This window comes from Exiguobacterium sp. MH3, assembly GCF_000496635.1.
Classification (GTDB): domain Bacteria; phylum Bacillota; class Bacilli; order Exiguobacteriales; family Exiguobacteriaceae; genus Exiguobacterium_A; species Exiguobacterium_A indicum.
This window is the reverse complement of sequence record NC_022794.1, coordinates 847,073-865,273: the sequence shown is the minus strand read 5'-3', so window position 1 is coordinate 865,273 and position 18,201 is coordinate 847,073. Positions and strand designations below refer to the sequence as shown.

Here is an 18,201-nt window from a genome sequence, read left to right as displayed (position 1 = left end):
GCAGAAAGGACGAAATGTATGCTTCAGCAAATCTTATTATCCCTTCTCGCCGGCGTCATCTGCGGCGTTGTGTTCACCGCACTGAAACTGCCGATTCCTGCTCCACCTGTTTTTCCAGCCGTCGTCGGAATCTTCGGTGTCTTCCTTGGGATGAAAATCTATCTATTTTTAGTAGAACGCTTTTTCTAATCCAAACAAAAAACAGTTCTCTTTGCTGCCAGCGCAGAAAAGAGAACTGTTTTTTGATTCTTTTTAAGGTTTTAATGATTAAATGTCGATCGTGGGAGCTTTGCTTGAATAGGAAAAGATTTTACTCACTCTCTTCCGTTGCTGCTGCCGTATCCACCGCATGCAGCATCTGTTGGTGTAACCATCGGTGGCAGGTCGGGCAAACCGTCTGATATCCTTCTGGCGTCAGATGCCATTCAAGTAACGACTGCCGAGACTCCTCACAATGCATACATTGACGCGCGACTTGTTCCAGATGATTTCGCTCCTTGAAGCGCTCGATTCGACGTTGTTTAGATTGTTCGAGTGTCAGTACATCCGTTTCGAAATACCCATACTGCCATGAATCGAGCAGACGTGTGCGAACCACGCCTTCGACTGATCCGGTTTTAAGACCAAGTTGATCGAGTGGTCGTCCAAGTAACGGATGACGTAAATCCACACTGATGAGGTCCAGGCACACATATGACCCTTCTGAGTCGTCAGCGTTCGTCAGCCAAAACGGATCTTCTGGACGTGTCGTATACTCGGTGAACAAGGCTTCAGCATACGCCATGATACCGTCAGTCGTCGCAAGAAACACCTCTTCTCCCTCTGCCAGTTCTGCCGGCAAATAAAATGGTTCCTTTGTTTCATAGTAGTGGACAACAGCTTGTCGTATCGCAAAACTAGTCTCATCAACGACGAGTATATGACACATCACAGACACCCCTTTATGAGTTATTCGACTGGTGCTCCTAGAATCGGTAGACGCCAGTCTGCATCAAACGCACCCGAACGTAACATATCGATTTCTTGTTTATACGGTGCCACTTTTTTCTTTGGATCGAGACCAATGTATGGCGTCTCTAAGATTTTCGGTAAATGTGCTAGAGCAGGATGATGCACGACACGATGTAAGGCATCAAATCCAATCTCACCAAAACCAATATTTTCATGACGGTCCTTTCGAGCACCACGGATATTCTTTGAGTCATTCACATGGATGACACCAAGACGATCCAGTCCAACGATCCGGTCGAATTGTTCAAGAACACCATCTAAGTCGTGCACGATATCGTATCCTGCATCATGCACGTGACATGTATCGAGACAGACGGACAGACGATCATGATGTGTGACGCCTTCGATGATTTGAGCAAGTTCCTCGAAGGTTTTTCCGATTTCCGATCCTTTTCCAGCCATCGTCTCAAGCGCGATCTTGACCTGTTCGTCACCTGTCAGTACTTCATTGAGTCCTTCAACAATCCGTTTGATTCCGATTTCTTCCCCAGCACCGACATGCGCACCAGGATGTAGTACGATGTGTTGCGCCTTTTCAAGCGCTTCTGCTCGTTTAATTTCTGCTGCTAAAAACGAAACAGCAAGTTCGAATGTCTCGGGTTTCGTCGTATTCCCTAAGTTGATGATATACGGCGCATGCACGACGATTTCCTCTATTCTATTAGCACTCATATGTTGCAATGCTTCTTGAATCCGTAATTCTTCCATCGGCTTACGGCGTGTATTTTGAGGTGCTCCTGTATAGACCATCATCGTCGTTGCACCGTAAGATGCCGCTTCCTCACTTGCACCTAACAGCATTTTTTTCCCCGAAACGGAGACGTGTGAACCTATTTTCATGTTCTTTTCCACCTTTCTCTTTTTACAGTGTACCAAATCTTGAAAACGACAAGACACCCGAAAAATGTTTTTTCATTTCACGGGTGTCATCAATGGAATTATTTTGATTTGCGTGCGTTTTCTTTACGTTGCGCGCGACCGACACCACGTTGTTCTTTGATGCGTTCACGTTTTGCTGTTTCTTTCAGCTTATATTGATGCTTCTTCTTATAACCTGGTTTAACACGTTTTTTCGCTTTTGCTGCTTCACCCGACAGACGGCTATGCGCTGTCTTCGAGACAGCAGTTTTCATGTGCGGCTTCGCACGACGACGTTCTTTGACCTCGACGATTTGAGTTCCTTTGACATCAACGTTCGTGAATTGAATGCCACGGTCCTCTAAGCGATTGATCATGCCGTTCTCGTGATCTTCAAACAATGTGTACGCCAATCCATCTTGATCGACGCGACCTGTCCGACCGACACGGTGGACGTAGAAGTCTAAATCTTTTGGAATACCGTGGTTGATGACGTGTGAGACACCTGAAATATCAATTCCGCGTGCTGCAAGATCCGTCACGATGACGTATTGATACTTCGCATCGTTGATTTCTTTGATGGCTTGTTTACGACGACGTGCCGGAAGATCTCCGTGAAGGGAACCAACGTTCAGTCCTGCTTCTAGGAACAAAGCTTCGACTTCGATTGCTTCTGCTTTTGTATTCGTAAAGATTAGACAGATATACGGATTCAGCGCTTTCGCGACTTTCAACGTCAATTGTGAGCGCTCACGATGCTTGACCGGAATCGTATGGTGAACGATTTTCTTCGCTGTCTGTTGTTTTGGATCCACATGCGCATAACGCGGGTTGTTCATGTATTTTTTCAAGAACGGTTGCAATTTCTCAGGAATCGTTGCTGAGAAGACCATCATCTGAAGCTGTTCTGGAAGAGCTTGCGCAATCCGGTCAACTTCTGGCAAGAAACCCATGTCGAGCATTTGATCCGCTTCATCGATAACGTAGTGCTTCACGAAATGCGGTTTTAAAGCCTGTTCTTTGAATAGATCTAAAATACGTCCCGGTGTTCCGATAACGATTTGAGGTGAGACTTTCACACGACCGATTTGACGTTCGCGATCCATTCCACCTGTAATAAGACTCGTCTTGATGAAGTCTGGTTCCTTCACGAGTAACGATTTCAGTTCTTCATGAATTTGCCAAGCAAGTTCGCGCGTTGGAGCAACGATGATGGCTTGTAATTCTTGAAGCTTTGGATCGACGTTTTGAACGATTGGAAGAAGGAACGATAACGTTTTTCCTGTTCCTGTTTGTGATTGACCGATGATATCGCGTCCCTTTACTGCAGCTGGGATGATCCGCGACTGAATGTCGGTCGGTTTTGTGATGCGGGCGTCATCGAGTGCTTCGATGACGAACGGGTGTAATTGATAATGGCTGAATCCATTCATGAATTGACACCGTCCTTTCCTTATTTGCTGAGGCTTCTGCCTCTCGATTAGTTCAACATGGTTATGGGTCTACTACCGTCATACAGATAGGAGTACGTATAAAAACGAGTTGGAATCTTTTTGTTTTTCGTATGAAGCTTCAATGCACTGAAGGCGACTTTCATCATCTCATCAGCACTCTGGACGACCGTCGCATCCATCGATTTCATGTCAACAGCTTCTAATATAGCACGATTCCCGTCTATGCCGACAATTATTTTTCCTTTGATCCCTGCTTTTTTCAATGCTTCGAGGACACCTAGCGCAATATCGTCATTGTGACAATAGATGGCATCAAACGGAATTCCCGACTCAATCACCTGTGTCATGACCTGTTCTGAAGTGACGGGGTCGTAATCCCCATTCACGGATTCGACGATTTCAAGTTCCGGCTCACGCTCAAGACCAGTCAAAAATCCCCGGTGTCGTTCATTCGTCGTATTGACGTTTGCCGTACCCGCGACTTCAATGATGTCGGCCGTAGCTCGTCCCGTCTGCTTGATGCGTTCGTGTTTGATGAATGAGGCAAGCTGTTCCCCGATCAATTGATTATTTGAGGTAATCGAACTGACGACTGCATCGGAGCGAATCAATCGATCGATCGCAAAAACAGGGATATCTTCTTTGGCAGCTTTTTCTAAAGATTCAGCGATGTAAACATCGTCGAGTGTGGTAACGAAAATTGCATCCACTTTCATTCGAATGAATTCTTCAATCTGCTCTCTTTCATTAATGCGTGAATTATGCGACGTCGCGACGACTGCTTCATATTTATTCAGTTTCGCTTGTGTCTTGAACGCATCAACGAGCCGCTGCGCAAATTCATGTTTATCATTGACGATCGTAAAACCGATGAGATGACGACGCGGATTCGAATCCGTATTCACGAACATATTGGATATAAGAAGAACGGATGATATCCAAATGACTAAGACGAATAGCCACGCTTTATTGAATTTCATTCCGTTTGCTCCTTTCGAGGTAAGTGAACTTGAATCGTTGTGCCAACTCCAGGTTTACTGTCAAAAATCATCTTCCCTTTGTGATCGCGTACGATTTGTTTTGACATGAACAGTCCAAGACCATTTCCATCCACTTTTGACGTCTTGAATGCTTGACCAACATGATCAATCTGATCACCGTCCATTCCGACACCATTATCTTGGATGATGAAGACAACCTCTTCCGGATAGATATGAACATGCAAATGACAAATCCCATCTGGCCCTTTAAACGCGACAGCTTGAAGGGCATTTCGAACACAGTTTGCTAAAATCTGCAAAATCCCCTCTTCTGATGCATGAATCTTTGGCATAAAGGAAGGTGTATAAATTTTACAATCCGCTTCGTAAAGATGAGCTTCCGCTTCTAAGATATATGTCAGCTTCTTCATTAAATCATTCATATCAATCGTCGTTTTTTGAAGCGCATTGTTCTCGCCTTTGGATAAATCAAGCATCGTCTGAATCATGCCGTTCGCTCGATCAAGCTCAGATAAAGCTAACATCAACATCTCTGTATCTCGATCCTTTTCTGCGGCTAATAACTGTAAGGTCATTTTGACTGGTGTTAATGGATTACGTATCTCATGAGCAATGCCCGCCGCTAATTGACCAAGTGACGCTAGCTTCTCTTGCTGCAACATGGTTTGCTGTTGACTTAACTGCTCAAGTCGCGCATGTTCCATTCGCTGTGAGTATTCATTATAAGCAGCGACCAATGTCTTCACTTCGTTTGATCCGGCACGTTCAAGGACGATCGGTTTCGGGGAACTACTTTTCTCAATTTTATGAACAAGCTCAAGTAAAGGAGATGTCAATTGTCGTGACATTAAATAGCCAACAATCAGACTAAGGACGAGCGTCAAAGCGGCGATGATCAAATACTGCTGCCGTGTCGTGTAGACAGGTTCATAAAAAACGTTTCGCGGCGTTCGAACGAGAATTTTCCAATCCGTCACCTTTAAATCTTTTGCAAAGTAATACATATCTTGATTCGTACTAAAGATTTCAGATGGTTCGACGGATTGAAATGCACGATCGATCACACTTCTCGACAATAGTCGTTCTTCGTCTGTCACAAGATTACTCGACGTTGCTAGCAATTCTTTTTTACTATTAAATAAATAGGCAATCGTTTGATCATCAAAAGATTCTAATGATTTCCGGAAAATGATTGAATTCATCGCACTTAGTCCACCACCAAACACACCTACACGTTCGTTACCATCTCGAACTGGCACGAACATATATGTGACGGCATCTGATTCCATTGAGTACAGCTTACTCATATGAAAATCCGTACTTGTCAGAGTTTGTAGAAAATCATCATCCTTTACTATCGTACTATCTGGTACGCGACGATCTTCACTTGAGAACCAAGTAATCTGTTTCGTCTTTCTGTCAAAATAAAAAAGACTTTTAAATCCAGTATCAATATCAAGAAGATTTGATTCTTCAATTTTTCGACTTAGCTTATCAGGATTTTCGACGTTTAACTGCAAACTCATGATTTCCTCATGTAAATTCCCAATGTTATCACGGATCGCGTTTCCAGAAACTTCGACACTTTTCTCACTCTGCTTTTCCGTTTGCTGTTCGACTCGTGAAATCGTGACTCGATCCGCAGTAAAGGCAAGCGCTGAAATGACAAGACATAACAGGATGAATAAGATGGCGGTGATTTGAAAAAAATACGACCGCATCATTTTCTTAGACTCCACCCTTTCGCCCCCTTATTAAATAATTGCAACTTCATTAGTATACCATGTTCTGTTTCTGAAACAGACTCCTCTATTTTCATTCCCGTCTAAACAATGGTACACTCTAACTAATCATTCTTTTTCACAAAGGGAGAATCTACAACTATGCTAGTAAAAAAAATCAGCCCCCGCGGCTATTGTTACGGTGTCGTCGATGCAATGAAACTTGCACAACAAGCGGCATTGAATAAAGACTTGCCACGCCCGATTCATATTCTTGGTATGATCGTTCACAATGCTCATGTCACACGTGAATTCGAAAGTATGGGTGTCATCACAGTCGATGGTCCCGATCGCCTCGAAGCACTTGAGACGATTCAAGAAGGAACTGTCATTTTTACAGCGCATGGTATTTCGCCTGCTGTTTATGCACGCGCCGCCGAAAAAAATCTGCACGTCGTCGATGCAACATGTCCTGACGTGACGCGTACACACGATTTGATTCGACAAGTCGTCGCGGATGATTATGAAGTCATCTACGTCGGCAAACATGGACACCCGGAACCTGAAGGTGCAGTCGGTGTAGCACCAGAGCATGTGCACCTCATCGAAAAAGTCGAAGATATCGATGAACTCCCGCCTCAGCTCGCTCATAAAAAAATCATCGTCACGAATCAGACGACGATGAGCCAATGGGATGTCCAAGCTTTGATGGAACACGTGCGTAAAAAGTATCCGCATGTAGAAGTACACAATGAAATCTGTAACGCAACACAAGTCCGGCAAGAAGCTGTGGCTGATCAAGCAGGAGATTGTGACCTTGTCATCGTCGTCGGTGATCCACGTTCTAACAACTCGAACCGATTGGCACAAGTATCATTCGATATCGCAGGAACTCCAGCGCATCGGATTGGTGATTTAACAGAACTCGATCTATCATGGCTTAAAGGTGTACAGCAAGTTGGTGTCACATCAGGTGCATCAACACCAACACCAATCACGAAAAAGGTCATTGATTTCTTACAGCAATATGATCCATCAGACATCAGTACACATGACAAGACACCATTCCTTGAACTACGACGGATTTTACCAAAAGTAAAAATCCTTTAACCTGAATATGATAGAAGTAATAACAAACACCGGACAGCGAATCATCGCCGTCCGGTGTTTTATCTCATTTTTTACTTTACATATCACAAAAAATGAAAGGGATTCGTATTGGCTGTCGAGACGATGAGTTCCACATCTATCTTCTTCTCTTTGAATCGTTTGCTTAATTCGTTGACGACGCCTTCTTTCATGACCGACTCCACATGATGTCCCGGATCGACGACTGCTAGTCCAAGTGCCATCGCATCATGCGCTACATGGAAATAGAGATCTCCTGTCACAAGGACATCTGCTCCTGCAAATGCTGCATTCGAGACGTACTTATTGCCGTCACCACCAAGGACCGCTACTTTTTGGATATGGCGCGATTCGTCTCCGACGAAACGTAAGTTTTGTACACCAAACGCATCGCGAACATGTTCTGCAAATTCTCGTAACGTCATTGCTTCCGGTAACCGACCAATCCGTCCAAGACCAAGTGATGTTGCCGGGCGTTCTTGGCGAATGAGATCATAGGCGACTTCCTCATATGGATGAGCCTGTTTCATCGCTCGAATGACTTGTTTCTGATTCAGTTCCGTAACGATCGTTTCGATTCGGACTTCTGAAACGCGTTCGAGTCGCCCTGCTTCACCGATATACGGGGTAGCTTCCGTCAACGGTCGGAATTGACCTGTTCCATCGACGTGGAATTGACAATCACTGTAGTCTCCTTCTTTTCCTGCTCCCGCTTGTGCAAGGGCTGTTGAAACGCGCTCTACAGCCTCGGTCGGTACATAGACACTTAGTTTATATTGCGTGTTTTCAAACGTCGGTGCTAGTACTTCACAAGACTCAAGACCAAGCGCATCTGCCATCCAGTCATTGACCCCGCCTGGTGTTACGTCAAGGTTCGTATGTGCAGCATACACCGCAATATCGTGTTTGATACATTTTGTGACGATCCGTCCTGTTGCAGAACGATCCGTCACATTTGCTAATTTACTAAAAATCGGTGGATGATGCGCGATGATGAGATCGACCTTCTTTTCAATCGCTTCATCGACGACAGACTCCAAGACATCAAGTGTCACAAGCACACGTTTGACGTCCTTGTTCAATGTTCCGATTTGTAGACCAATCGGATCACCTTCGAGTGCAAATTTTTTCGGAGCAAATGCTTCAAACTGCTCAATGACATGGTTCCCATTCGCCATTAGTTCGTCACCTCTTCCATCTTTTGAATCAATCGTTCGATGGCTTCGATTTTTTCAGATAAAACCTCCGTTGCTTGTCCTTGTTTCATCTGAGCTAGGATATACTCTCGCTTTTGTTTTTCAATCTGCCATTTTTCAATGAATTCTGGTGCACGTTCCCGCATTAACTGTGGTCCAAAGAACAATTCCCACTGACGTGTTGTTTCGTCCTCTGAGTAAAGTGTTTCATCTCCACGTTCTGCAACGAGAATTTCATAGATCTTTCCGCTCTCCTCGACGATGGCTTCAGACAATAACGCATATGAATTCGTCAGCAACCACTTCCGAACATCAACTGCATCAACATTTGGTTGAAGGATCAAACGTTCCTCCCCCGACAGCCGATCTTTGCCTTCTTCAAGGATTGAGGCAATCAGTGTTCCGCCCATTCCTGCAATCGTAATCGCTGTTGCTTCGCCCGGCTTTAAAACCGATAGTCCACTTCCAAGGCGGACATCGATTTGTGACTCGAGCCCGACAAGCGCCACTTGTCCTTTTGCCGCTTCCATCGGTCCTTCGTTTACCTCTCCCGCGATCGCGCGTTCGATTTTCTGTTGCTGGATACAAAAACATGGTACGAATGCATGATCTGATCCAATATCTGCGAGGATAGCTCCTTGTGGAATATACGACACGACTTTTTGGAGTCGTTGATCCAATACGACGTTCATTTGCATCATCTTCATCCTTCCTATTTTCCGAAAAACTCTCTTTTAAAAATAGCGGATTTACGCTAAAAAAGATACCATACACCACAAAAAAACATCCATCTCGTAACGAGATAGATGCCCTTGTTCTTATTTCTTAGCAGCTAACCATTTGGCTAGAACAGCTGCTTCTTCGTCATTCGCAAGACCGCCAGGCATTTGCCCTTTACCGTTCATTGCGATGTTCTTAATTTCATCTTCTTTCAGCTTCGCGCCGATCTTTGTTAAGTTCGGACCTGTTCCGCCTTCTAAGTTTCCACCGTGACATCCTGTACATCCTTTAGATGCAAACAAGTCTTCTGGCTTCATTTCTGCAGTTGACGGCCCTTTGCGAGCTTCCTTCACCTGATCGACCCCAAAGTAAGACAATGAAATCATAGCGATGATGGCGATGACTGCGATCGCCGCGAACGGTACTAATGGATTACGCATTTGGATTCCCCCCATATTCTATACCCAACCAAGTTGGTGACTGAATGGTATTCCCCGTTACTATTCTACTGTAAAAAAAACAGGGAAGGAAGAAAAAAACGAAACTTTTTTCTTCCTTCCCACTAAAATTTCATATATTCTTCACACTTTGAATTAATCGAGGAAATCTTTCAGGCGTTTCGAACGACTCGGATGACGTAATTTCCGAAGTGCTTTTGCTTCGATTTGACGAATTCGTTCACGTGTAACGCCAAATACTTTCCCGACTTCTTCAAGTGTCCGTGTCCGACCATCGTCAAGACCAAAACGAAGACGGAGGACGTTTTCTTCACGATCCGTCAGTGTATCTAACACATCTTCGAGTTGTTCTTTCAAGAGTTCGTATGCTGCAGCATCTTGTGGTGCCGTCGCATCTTGGTCCTCGATGAAATCTCCGAGATGTGAATCGTCCTCTTCCCCGATTGGAGTTTCAAGAGAAACCGGCTCTTGCGCAATCTTCAGGATTTCACGGACTTTTTCTGGCGTGATTTCCATCTCTTTTGAAATCTCTTCCGGTGATGGTTCACGTCCGAGATCTTGCAAGAGTTGACGCTGGACACGAATCAATTTATTGATCGTTTCAACCATGTGAACTGGAATTCGGATTGTCCGCGCTTGGTCAGCAATCGCACGTGTGATTGCCTGACGAATCCACCATGTTGCATACGTCGAGAATTTATATCCCTTCGTATAGTCGAATTTCTCGACCGCTTTGATCAGACCCATGTTGCCTTCTTGAATCAAATCAAGGAACAACATACCGCGTCCGACATAACGCTTCGCAATCGAAACGACGAGACGTAAGTTTGCTTCCGCCAATCGTTTTTTTGCTTCTTCATCGTTTTGTTCGATTCGTTTAGCAAGTTCGACTTCATCTTCTGCATTTAACAAATCAACGCGACCAATTTCTTTTAAATACATCCGGACAGGGTCATTGATCTTGACACCAGGAGGAACAGACAAATCGTTTAGATCCGCCTCTTCTTTTTCGTCCCCTGTACCGTCATTGTTGACCTTGATACCTTCTGTTTCAAGCAATTGAAGGAATTCCTCGAATTGCTGAGCATCCATTGATTCGAACGAACTTAGTTTGTCTTCGATCTTTTGGTGTGACAATTCACCATTTTTATGTCCGAGCGCGATGAGTTCCTCTTTCGCGAGACGGAGTAATTCAGCTTCTGATCTTGCTTTTTCTGCCATCGAACCATACACTCCTTCCACATCATGCAGCAGGTCATCGATCTTTTAAACGACGCTTCCGTTCTATGATCGCCTGCATCAGCTCCGCTTGAGCACGGATATCTGTTTGTTGATTCAATCGTGACTTTTCTTCTTCTAACAACCGACGTTGCTGTTCATTTTGGACGGCACGAATGTAGTGACTGAGTAAATCAGGATCATATTCAGGCATTAGCATGAACTCTAAATCCGCTACGATTCGTTGCAAAGAGGCGTCGTGCAACATCGTCAAAAAACGATCAGGACTTCCTTGCGTACCTGCTCCGTAAAATTCATATAGCTTGCCGGCAATCAATTGGTGTGCCGGATCATTGAATTGGACACCTAGTTGCTCTCGCACTTCAAGACATACTTCTTCTGAACGGATCATGTAGGCAAGCAAGAAGCGTTCTGCCTTTTTCCAGTTCGCGAACGTTCGGTCAGGAGGTGCTGTCGGTAGAGCAGCTGGGCGATCGGAAACGATTTGTTCTCTCTTCGGTTGTTGGACGGTTGGACGCACTTGTGCGATCAAGGAGTCTTTCGAGAGTTTAAATTCCTCAGAAAGTTTTCCTAAATAAATGTCCCGTAACAACGGATTGGATGTTCGACCAATCTCTTCAAGCATAGTTTCAATATATCGAACGCGTTCTCCTTCTAATCGCAAGTTTTTTCCTTGTCGAAAATAAAAAGATTTGAATTCAAGACTTGAAACCCGTTCTTGTTCAATCCAGTGTAAAAACGTCTCTTCGCCCTGATTCCCAATGAAGGAATCCGGGTCTTCGCCATCCGGTAAACGGATGACGGAACAGTCGACGGCAACGGCTTCAAGCAACTGTAGGGCTTTTAACGTCGCAGCGCGTCCTGCCTTGTCTCCGTCATAACAAATAATGACTTCATCGACGATACGTGCTAGGTTTTGGGCATGAACCGGTGTTAAGGCTGTTCCTAAAGAGGCTACCGTATAAGGTATACCCGCTTGAGCGACACGCACAACATCAAGATTCCCTTCAACGAGGACGACTTGTTTGATTTTGCGCATCGCTCCTCGTGCTTGAGCGAATCCGAATAACAGTTCACTTTTATTGAACAAAGGTGTTTCCGCTGTATTGACATACTTCGGATCACGACCATCAATCGAACGTCCACTAAATCCGACGATCGTGCCATCACGATCGGAGATAGGAAATACGACTCGACCGTTGAATCGATCTCGATAATCGCCATCGCGTCCGATTGAAATCAATCCCGCTTCGACCATCTCATCTAAATCAAACCCACGTCGTGCCAAGGAATCCACTGTAAAACGATCTTGATCCGGTGCATACCCGAGTCGGAACTCACGCATCGCACCTTCACGGATACCACGATTCTCTAAATAGATTCGTCCCGCATCGCCTGCTTCCGTTTGAATCAACACCTCATGATACAACTCGGTGACGATCCGATGTGCCTCGCGCATCCGGAACTTCTTTTCCTGTTCGGGTGTCGATTCCGATTGTTCGAATCGATCCGGCTCCAGTTCCGGAAGTGTGACATCGCTTCGATCAGCTAATTTAGAGACGGCTTCCTTGAAACTCATTCCTTCTGTTTCCATGACGAAAGTGATTGCGTTTCCACCTGCACCACATCCAAAACAGTAGTACATCCCTTTATCAGGAGAAACAGAAAAGGAAGGTGATTTCTCAGAATGAAACGGGCAAAGCCCTGAATATCGATTCCCTTGTTTTTTTAATTCTACACGTTCTGAAATCAATTCGACGATGTCCGTTGCTTGGCGGACCTGATCGACGATTTCATCAGGAATTCGCTTCATTCCGTCCTCTCCCCTTTCCTTGAGAACTTATCCTTACATGACCATACCCGCAATGAAACGGAACGATGACTCGTTCCGTTTCATTAGAAAAAGGGCATTATCTCATTTATCAGCTAAACAAGTATACTATGTTCCTGACTGCTTGACTAGTCATGCGCTTTCCCGGAAATTCCGGTCAAAATCAGGTTTGCCGTTTCCTCGACTGCTTTATTTGTCACGTCGATGACTTGGCAACCGATTCGTTCGTATAAATTCCGTGCGTATTCGAGTTCCCGGTTGATTCGGTCCATCTGCGCGTATGCTGCTTCTGGTTTGAGTCCTAATGAACGCAGGCGTTCCATTCGGATGTCGATCAACTTTTCCGGTGAGATGAGTAGTCCAAAACATTTTTCTTTTGGAATATCGAATAGCTCCGCTGGCGGGATCGATTCAGGTACGAGTGGTACGTTCGCTACTTTATATCGCTTCAAAGCCAGATACTGCGAAAGTGGTGTCTTTGATGTACGCGACACCCCGATCAAGACGATATCCGCACGTTTGATACCTTTTGGATCACGTCCATCGTCATACTTGACAGCAAATTCAACCGCTTCGATTTTTCGGAAATACTCCTCATCTAGGCGATAGATTAACCCTGGCTCTTCCTTCGGTTGCATCTGCAAGCGATCTTCCATCGTGTCAAGCAATGGACCAAGTAGATCAATCGCTTTAACACCGTGGGCGCGAGCTGTGTTTGCAAGCAGACGACGATGGGTCGCATGAACGATCGTGAAAGCGATTGTCGCTTGTTCTTCTTTCGCATGAAGAACCAAGTCATAAATAACTTGATCATCATCGACGAACGGAATGCGGACCGTTTCGATGGCTTGTTCCGGGAATTGGATTGCAGCTGCGCGGACGACGAGTTCACACGTCTCTCCGACAGAGTCACTCACGACATAAATCCGTTGACGCATCAGGAACCCTCCTTAAATTTCTTCATCACGTGCTAAAGCGACCAACACTTTCGTCATGTTCGTCTTCGTCATTCGACCAACGACTTTCAAGACGCCGTTCTCCTCTTCGACGACTGGCATTGAATCAATCTGTTTTTCGATCAGTTTCATACCGGCACCAATCAACGTCTCCGATTTTTCACAGACCGTCAAATTCGGCATCCGTGTCATGATGATGTTGACCGGTAACGTATCTAATTCTTGATTACCGATTGCCGCACGTAGAAAATCCTTACGTGACAACACACCGACTAACGCATGGTCCTTACTGACGACGAACAGCGAACCCACATCTTCAAGGAATAAGTGAACGATCGCATCGTATACGGTCATCCCTTCATGAATGACCTTTGCCGACGACATGAATTCGCCGACGGTCAAGGTGTCGAGTTTCTCATGAAGCATGGACGCATTTTTCTTTCCAACGTACATATAGCCGACACGTGGACGCGCTTCTAGCATGCCGGTCATCGTTAAAATCGACAAATCGGGTCGTAATGTCGCCCGTGTCAGGGAGAGTGCAGAAGCAATCTGCTCTCCCGTGATCGGACCATTCTCTTTGACGATTTGGAGTATCTTTTTTTGCCGTTCATTTAACTTCATCGGCTCATCCGTCCTTTTTCTTTACGCTAAAGTAAGTGCATTGAACCGGGCGACTGATTCGATGGCTTGCGCAAATCGTTTCATTTCGCTAAGACGGTTCGTACGGACCGTTTCGTCGTCCGTCATGATCATCGTACCGTCGAAGTATGCTGTAATCGACGGAACGGTTGCCTCAAGTGCCTCAAGCGCTCGCTCATAATCAAGTGACGCGATTGCTTGATCGACCTCTGGTAAGGTTTTCTCAATCGCCTCATGCAACGCGCGTTCCGCATCATTTTCAAAGAGCGCTGGATTAACAGTTGTGACGTCTTCTGCTTTTTTCGAGATGTTTAAGACACGACTGAGTTGTTCGACTGTTTTCTTGAACGATTCTTTTTTCGTCGCACTTTCAAGCATCGCAGCACGCTGCTCATTCGCTTCGACTGTCAACGTATGATCAAGAGCGGCTTCGACGACATCATGACGGAAGTTCATTTCCGATAGACGGTATTTCAAGCGTTGTGCAAAGAAGTCTTGTAATGCAGCTTGAACTTCTTCGGCATCCTTCGCATAAAGACCTGCTGCCACCTGTTCTGAAACGACGAAGGCAATCAATTCAGTCAATGTCAGATTCAACTTGCGATCTGATAAAATCTGAACAATCCCTTGTGCTTGACGACGCAATGCATACGGATCCGCTGATCCACTCGGAATCATACCGACACCAAAGAATCCAGCGACGCTATCCATCTTATCGAGAATCGCATAGAGTGTTCCTGTCGGTGTCTCCGGACTTGCATCACCCGCGAAGCGTGGCATGTAATGTTCACGAATCGCAGCCGCGACTTCCGGATCCTCATTCTTCATGTTCGCATAACGCTCACCCATCAGACCTTGTAATTCTGTGAATTCATAGACCATTTGACTGACGAGGTCGAATTTATAGATCTGTCCTGCACGTTCGACACGTGTTTTGTCTGCACCGACACGATCTGCAAGTGCGAGTGCCATCTGACGGACGCGACGGACTTTTTCGCCTGTCGTTCCTAATTTTTCATGGAAGACGATTTTATCAAGACGTTTCGCCTGTTCATCGATATCTGCTTTTTTATCTTCTTCATAGAAGAACTGCGCATCGGCTAAACGGGCACGGATGACTTTTTCGTTTCCGCGTGCGACGTTTTCAAGATGTGTTGCGTTTCCGTTTCGTACCGTGACGAAATAGTGGAGCAACGCACCGTCACGTTTGACCGGGAAGTAACGTTGGTGTTCTTTCATCGTCGTGATCAAGACTTCTTCTGGTAACTCAAGATACGCTTCATCGAATGCACCGAACAAGGCTGTCGGATACTCGACGAGGTTCGTGACTTCTTCAAGTAAAGACGCATCGATCGGCACTTCGAATTGTTCGCGTGCCGCAAGCGCTGCGATTTGTTCTTCGATCAATTGACGACGTGCTTCGTAACTGACGATGACGTTTTCTCCTGCGAGCGCTTCGACATAAGCGTTCGGACGTAGGATCGTGATGTCCTGCCCGAGGAAACGATGTCCACGCGATGTCCGACCTGTTTCGACGGATGCGACTTCAAACGGGATGACTTGATCGTCAAGCAGGGCAATCAACCAACGAATTGGACGCATATAACGTAATGATTGTGTGCTCCAACGCATGTTTTTCGGGAATGTCATCGCTTCGACGACTTGTTTTAGTCCAGGAAGTAGATCGGCTGTCGCTTGTCCGACTTCCTTACGTGTCGCATAAAGGTATTCGACTCCTTTTTCTTCTCCAAGGAAGAGATCGTCCGTCGTTAACCCTTTACCACGCGCAAACCCTTCGGCTGCTTTCGTCCAGTTCCCTGCTTCGTCCATCGCGATACGTTTTGCTGGTCCTTTTAATGTCTCTTCGAGGTCACTTTGACGAGCTGCGAGACCTTTGACGTAAACTGCAAGACGGCGTGGTGTCGAGAAGGATTCGACGCTCGCGAACTCAATCCGTGCTTCTTCAAGAAAACGCGTCACGCGCTCCTTGAGTTGTGTTTCGGATTGAAGGACGAATCGAGCCGGCATCTCTTCTAAACCGATTTCAAGTAATAATTCATGCATGTGACTCACCTGCTTTCGACTTGATCAATGGGAAGCCAAGACGTTCCCGTTCTTCGATGAAACTTTGCGCACAACGGCGCGACATGTTCCGGACACGATGGATGAATCCTGTCCGTTCCGTGACAGAAATCGCACCCTTCGCGTCGAGAAGGTTAAAGGTATGCGAACATTTCAAGATGTAATCATACGCTGGGAAAACGAGATTCTCGTCCAAGGCACGATTCGCTTCTTTTTCATATTGATCGAACAACGTGAAGAGTAAGGCGACATCTGATGTTTCAAACGTATACTTCGAATGTTCGAACTCCGGTTGATAGAAGATATCACCGTATTTGAAGCCATCCGTCCAAACGAGATCAAAGACACTCTCGACGTCTTGAATGTACGACGCGAGACGCTCGATTCCGTAAGTGATCTCGACTGCGATCGGATTACACTCGATTCCACCGACTTGTTGGAAATACGTGAATTGCGTGATTTCCATCCCGTTCAGCCATACTTCCCAGCCGAGACCTGCAGCACCGAATGTCGGGTTCTCCCAGTTATCCTCTACGAAACGAATATCATGTTCGAGTGGGTTGATACCGAGCAACTCGAGACTTTGTAAGTACAATTCCTGAATGTTGTCAGGTGATGGTTTCATGATGACTTGGAATTGATGGTGTTGATACAGACGGTTCGGATTTTCCCCGTAACGACCGTCAGCCGGACGGCGTGATGGTTCTGTATAACAAACGTTCCATGGTTCTGGTCCGAGACTCCGTAAGAATGTCATCGGATTCATCGTACCGGCTCCTTTTTCTACGTCGTATGCTTGCATCGTCAAGCAGCCTTGTTCTGCCCAAAATTTTTGTAATGTCAAGATCATGTCTTGTACTGTCATCTTCACGACTTTCACCTCCAAAATGATTAAGGAACGCAAAAAAACGCCCCTATGTACAACAATCGTTGCACATAGGGACGAGACAAGCCCGCGGTTCCACCCTACTTGCATGCATCGCATGCCACTCTTTTTGACAAAGAACACTCCGAAACGCCATTCGCGCCCCTCTCACTCCCAGCTCGCACCACCCTGGAATCGCTTGATTGAGAAAAAGACGGTACTCCTTTTCGTCATCGTGTTCATTTAGTTGCTTCTACCGCATTTATTCTACCGAACCCGCTTGTTGCTGTCAATCGTTGCCGAAATCAATCAACTGGTCGAGGACACGTTTTGAACGTAGGCGTAACCCGCTGTAACGTTCCATATAAGCATCCATGATTTGACGTAGTAGACGCTTCGTTTCCGGCTTCACCGTCACGGTCCCGATTCGCGAAAAATCATAGACGGAAAACACGTAGAGCATCTTCGCGACTGCCTCTGACATAAAGACGGCATGTTCATCCTCATGACGGTGCCGGCGACAGAGTAGACCGCCGTGGTGTAACGAAAAAGCAAACGGTGCTTCAGCACTCCCGCAAATCGTACAGCCGTTCAAGTGTGGCGCAATCCCTAGATGACGCAACAGGCGCAACTCAATGATGAAGGAGACGACGTCGGGATCGAGTCCTTCATCCATCGCCTCCAGTCCTTCGACGAACAAATCATACAGCGCTGGTTGCGGCACACGTTCATCAAGCGCTTTATCTGCAAGCTCCAGTAGATACATCGCATATGCCATCAAGACGACATCTTGCCGGATATGCGCATGACTCGTGATGACGTCTGCCGATTTTAACTGACCGAGACCACGAGACCGTGGATAGATATAGACGGCTCGAACGAAAGGCTGGCTTGCCGCGTTAAAGCGGCTGCCCGGCTTCTTCGCTCCTCGCGCCATGACGGCGAGCTTGCCGTATTCACGTGTCAGTAGCGTGACGATCTTATTCGATTCACCGTATACGACCGTTCGTAGTACAAGCCCTTCCGCCTTATCGATCAT

General features: G+C 45.9%; 17 protein-coding genes. 2 read left to right on the top strand and 15 right to left on the bottom strand.

Annotated features, from left to right (window positions below; translation table 11 throughout):
- The first annotated feature begins 18 nt into the window (after nt 1–18).
- Nucleotides 19–189, top strand: coding sequence for a XapX domain-containing protein (locus tag U719_RS04320; RefSeq protein WP_023467523.1), 171 nt, complete (start codon nt 19–21; stop codon nt 187–189).
- A 121-nt stretch (nt 190–310) separates the two neighbouring features.
- Here the strand turns inward: U719_RS04320 and U719_RS04315 are convergent, their stop codons facing one another.
- The 5 genes from U719_RS04315 to U719_RS04295 form a co-directional block, all read right to left on the bottom strand.
- A complete protein-coding gene (locus U719_RS04315) occupies nt 311–928 on the bottom strand; it encodes a hypothetical protein (RefSeq protein ID WP_023467522.1) in 618 nt (205 codons plus the stop codon).
- A gap of 20 nt (nt 929–948) precedes the next feature.
- Nucleotides 949–1,851 carry a deoxyribonuclease IV gene (locus tag U719_RS04310; protein WP_023467521.1) on the bottom strand — a complete coding sequence of 301 codons (903 nt, stop codon included), beginning with the start codon at nt 1,849–1,851 and terminating at the stop codon, nt 949–951.
- A 98-nt stretch (nt 1,852–1,949) separates the two neighbouring features.
- The gene (locus tag U719_RS04305; RefSeq protein ID WP_023467520.1) at nt 1,950–3,302 is read right to left on the bottom strand and encodes a DEAD/DEAH box helicase; all 1,353 of its coding nucleotides are present in this window, start codon (nt 3,300–3,302) and stop codon (nt 1,950–1,952) included.
- 47 nt (nt 3,303–3,349) lie between these two features.
- Nucleotides 3,350–4,303 carry a sugar ABC transporter substrate-binding protein gene (locus tag U719_RS04300; protein ID WP_023467519.1) on the bottom strand — a complete coding sequence of 318 codons (954 nt, stop codon included), beginning with the start codon at nt 4,301–4,303 and terminating at the stop codon, nt 3,350–3,352.
- Nucleotides 4,300–6,063, bottom strand: coding sequence for a HAMP domain-containing sensor histidine kinase (locus U719_RS04295; RefSeq protein ID WP_023467518.1), 1,764 nt, complete (start codon nt 6,061–6,063; stop codon nt 4,300–4,302). Before U719_RS04295 ends, U719_RS04300 begins: the two co-directional genes overlap by 4 nt.
- 144 nt (nt 6,064–6,207) lie before the next feature.
- Between U719_RS04295 and U719_RS04290 the strand changes: the two genes are divergently transcribed.
- Complete coding sequence (locus tag U719_RS04290; RefSeq protein ID WP_023467517.1) at nt 6,208–7,155, top strand: 4-hydroxy-3-methylbut-2-enyl diphosphate reductase; 948 nt, start codon at nt 6,208–6,210, stop codon at nt 7,153–7,155.
- 83 nt (nt 7,156–7,238) lie between these two features.
- Here U719_RS04290 and U719_RS04285 read toward each other — a convergent pair whose 3' ends face one another.
- The 10 genes from U719_RS04285 to recO all read right to left on the bottom strand — a co-directional run bounded on the left by U719_RS04285 (nt 7,239) and on the right by recO (nt 18,201).
- Nucleotides 7,239–8,351 (bottom strand): Nif3-like dinuclear metal center hexameric protein, encoded by a 1,113-nt coding sequence (locus U719_RS04285; protein WP_023467516.1) that lies wholly within the window; start codon nt 8,349–8,351, stop codon nt 7,239–7,241.
- Entirely contained in the window at nt 8,351–9,070 is a 720-nt protein-coding gene (locus U719_RS04280) for a tRNA (adenine(22)-N(1))-methyltransferase TrmK (protein ID WP_023467515.1), read from the bottom strand. Before U719_RS04280 ends, U719_RS04285 begins: the two co-directional genes overlap by 1 nt.
- Nucleotides 9,071–9,187: 117 nt before the next feature.
- Nucleotides 9,188–9,529, bottom strand: coding sequence for a cytochrome c550 (cccA, locus tag U719_RS04275; RefSeq protein ID WP_023467513.1), 342 nt, complete (start codon nt 9,527–9,529; stop codon nt 9,188–9,190).
- A gap of 153 nt (nt 9,530–9,682) precedes the next feature.
- Nucleotides 9,683–10,768: an RNA polymerase sigma factor RpoD gene (gene rpoD, locus U719_RS04270; protein WP_023467512.1), complete on the bottom strand. Its 1,086-nt coding sequence runs from the start codon at nt 10,766–10,768 to the stop codon at nt 9,683–9,685.
- Between the two features lie 34 nt (nt 10,769–10,802).
- Nucleotides 10,803–12,599 (bottom strand): DNA primase, encoded by a 1,797-nt coding sequence (dnaG, locus tag U719_RS04265; protein WP_023467510.1) that lies wholly within the window; start codon nt 12,597–12,599, stop codon nt 10,803–10,805.
- A 146-nt stretch (nt 12,600–12,745) separates the two neighbouring features.
- The gene (locus U719_RS04260) at nt 12,746–13,555 is read right to left on the bottom strand and encodes a pyruvate, water dikinase regulatory protein (protein WP_023467509.1); all 810 of its coding nucleotides are present in this window, start codon (nt 13,553–13,555) and stop codon (nt 12,746–12,748) included.
- Nucleotides 13,556–13,567: 12 nt separating this feature from the next.
- Complete coding sequence (locus U719_RS04255) at nt 13,568–14,197, bottom strand: helix-turn-helix transcriptional regulator (RefSeq protein WP_023467507.1); 630 nt, start codon at nt 14,195–14,197, stop codon at nt 13,568–13,570.
- A gap of 21 nt (nt 14,198–14,218) precedes the next feature.
- Entirely contained in the window at nt 14,219–16,279 is a 2,061-nt protein-coding gene (gene glyS, locus U719_RS04250) for a glycine--tRNA ligase subunit beta (RefSeq protein ID WP_023467506.1), read from the bottom strand.
- The gene (gene glyQ, locus U719_RS04245) at nt 16,272–17,162 is read right to left on the bottom strand and encodes a glycine--tRNA ligase subunit alpha (protein WP_029341034.1); all 891 of its coding nucleotides are present in this window, start codon (nt 17,160–17,162) and stop codon (nt 16,272–16,274) included. The genes glyS and glyQ overlap by 8 nt, the downstream gene beginning before the upstream one ends.
- 289 nt (nt 17,163–17,451) lie before the next feature.
- Nucleotides 17,452–18,201: a DNA repair protein RecO gene (gene recO, locus U719_RS04240; protein ID WP_023467502.1), complete on the bottom strand. Its 750-nt coding sequence runs from the start codon at nt 18,199–18,201 to the stop codon at nt 17,452–17,454.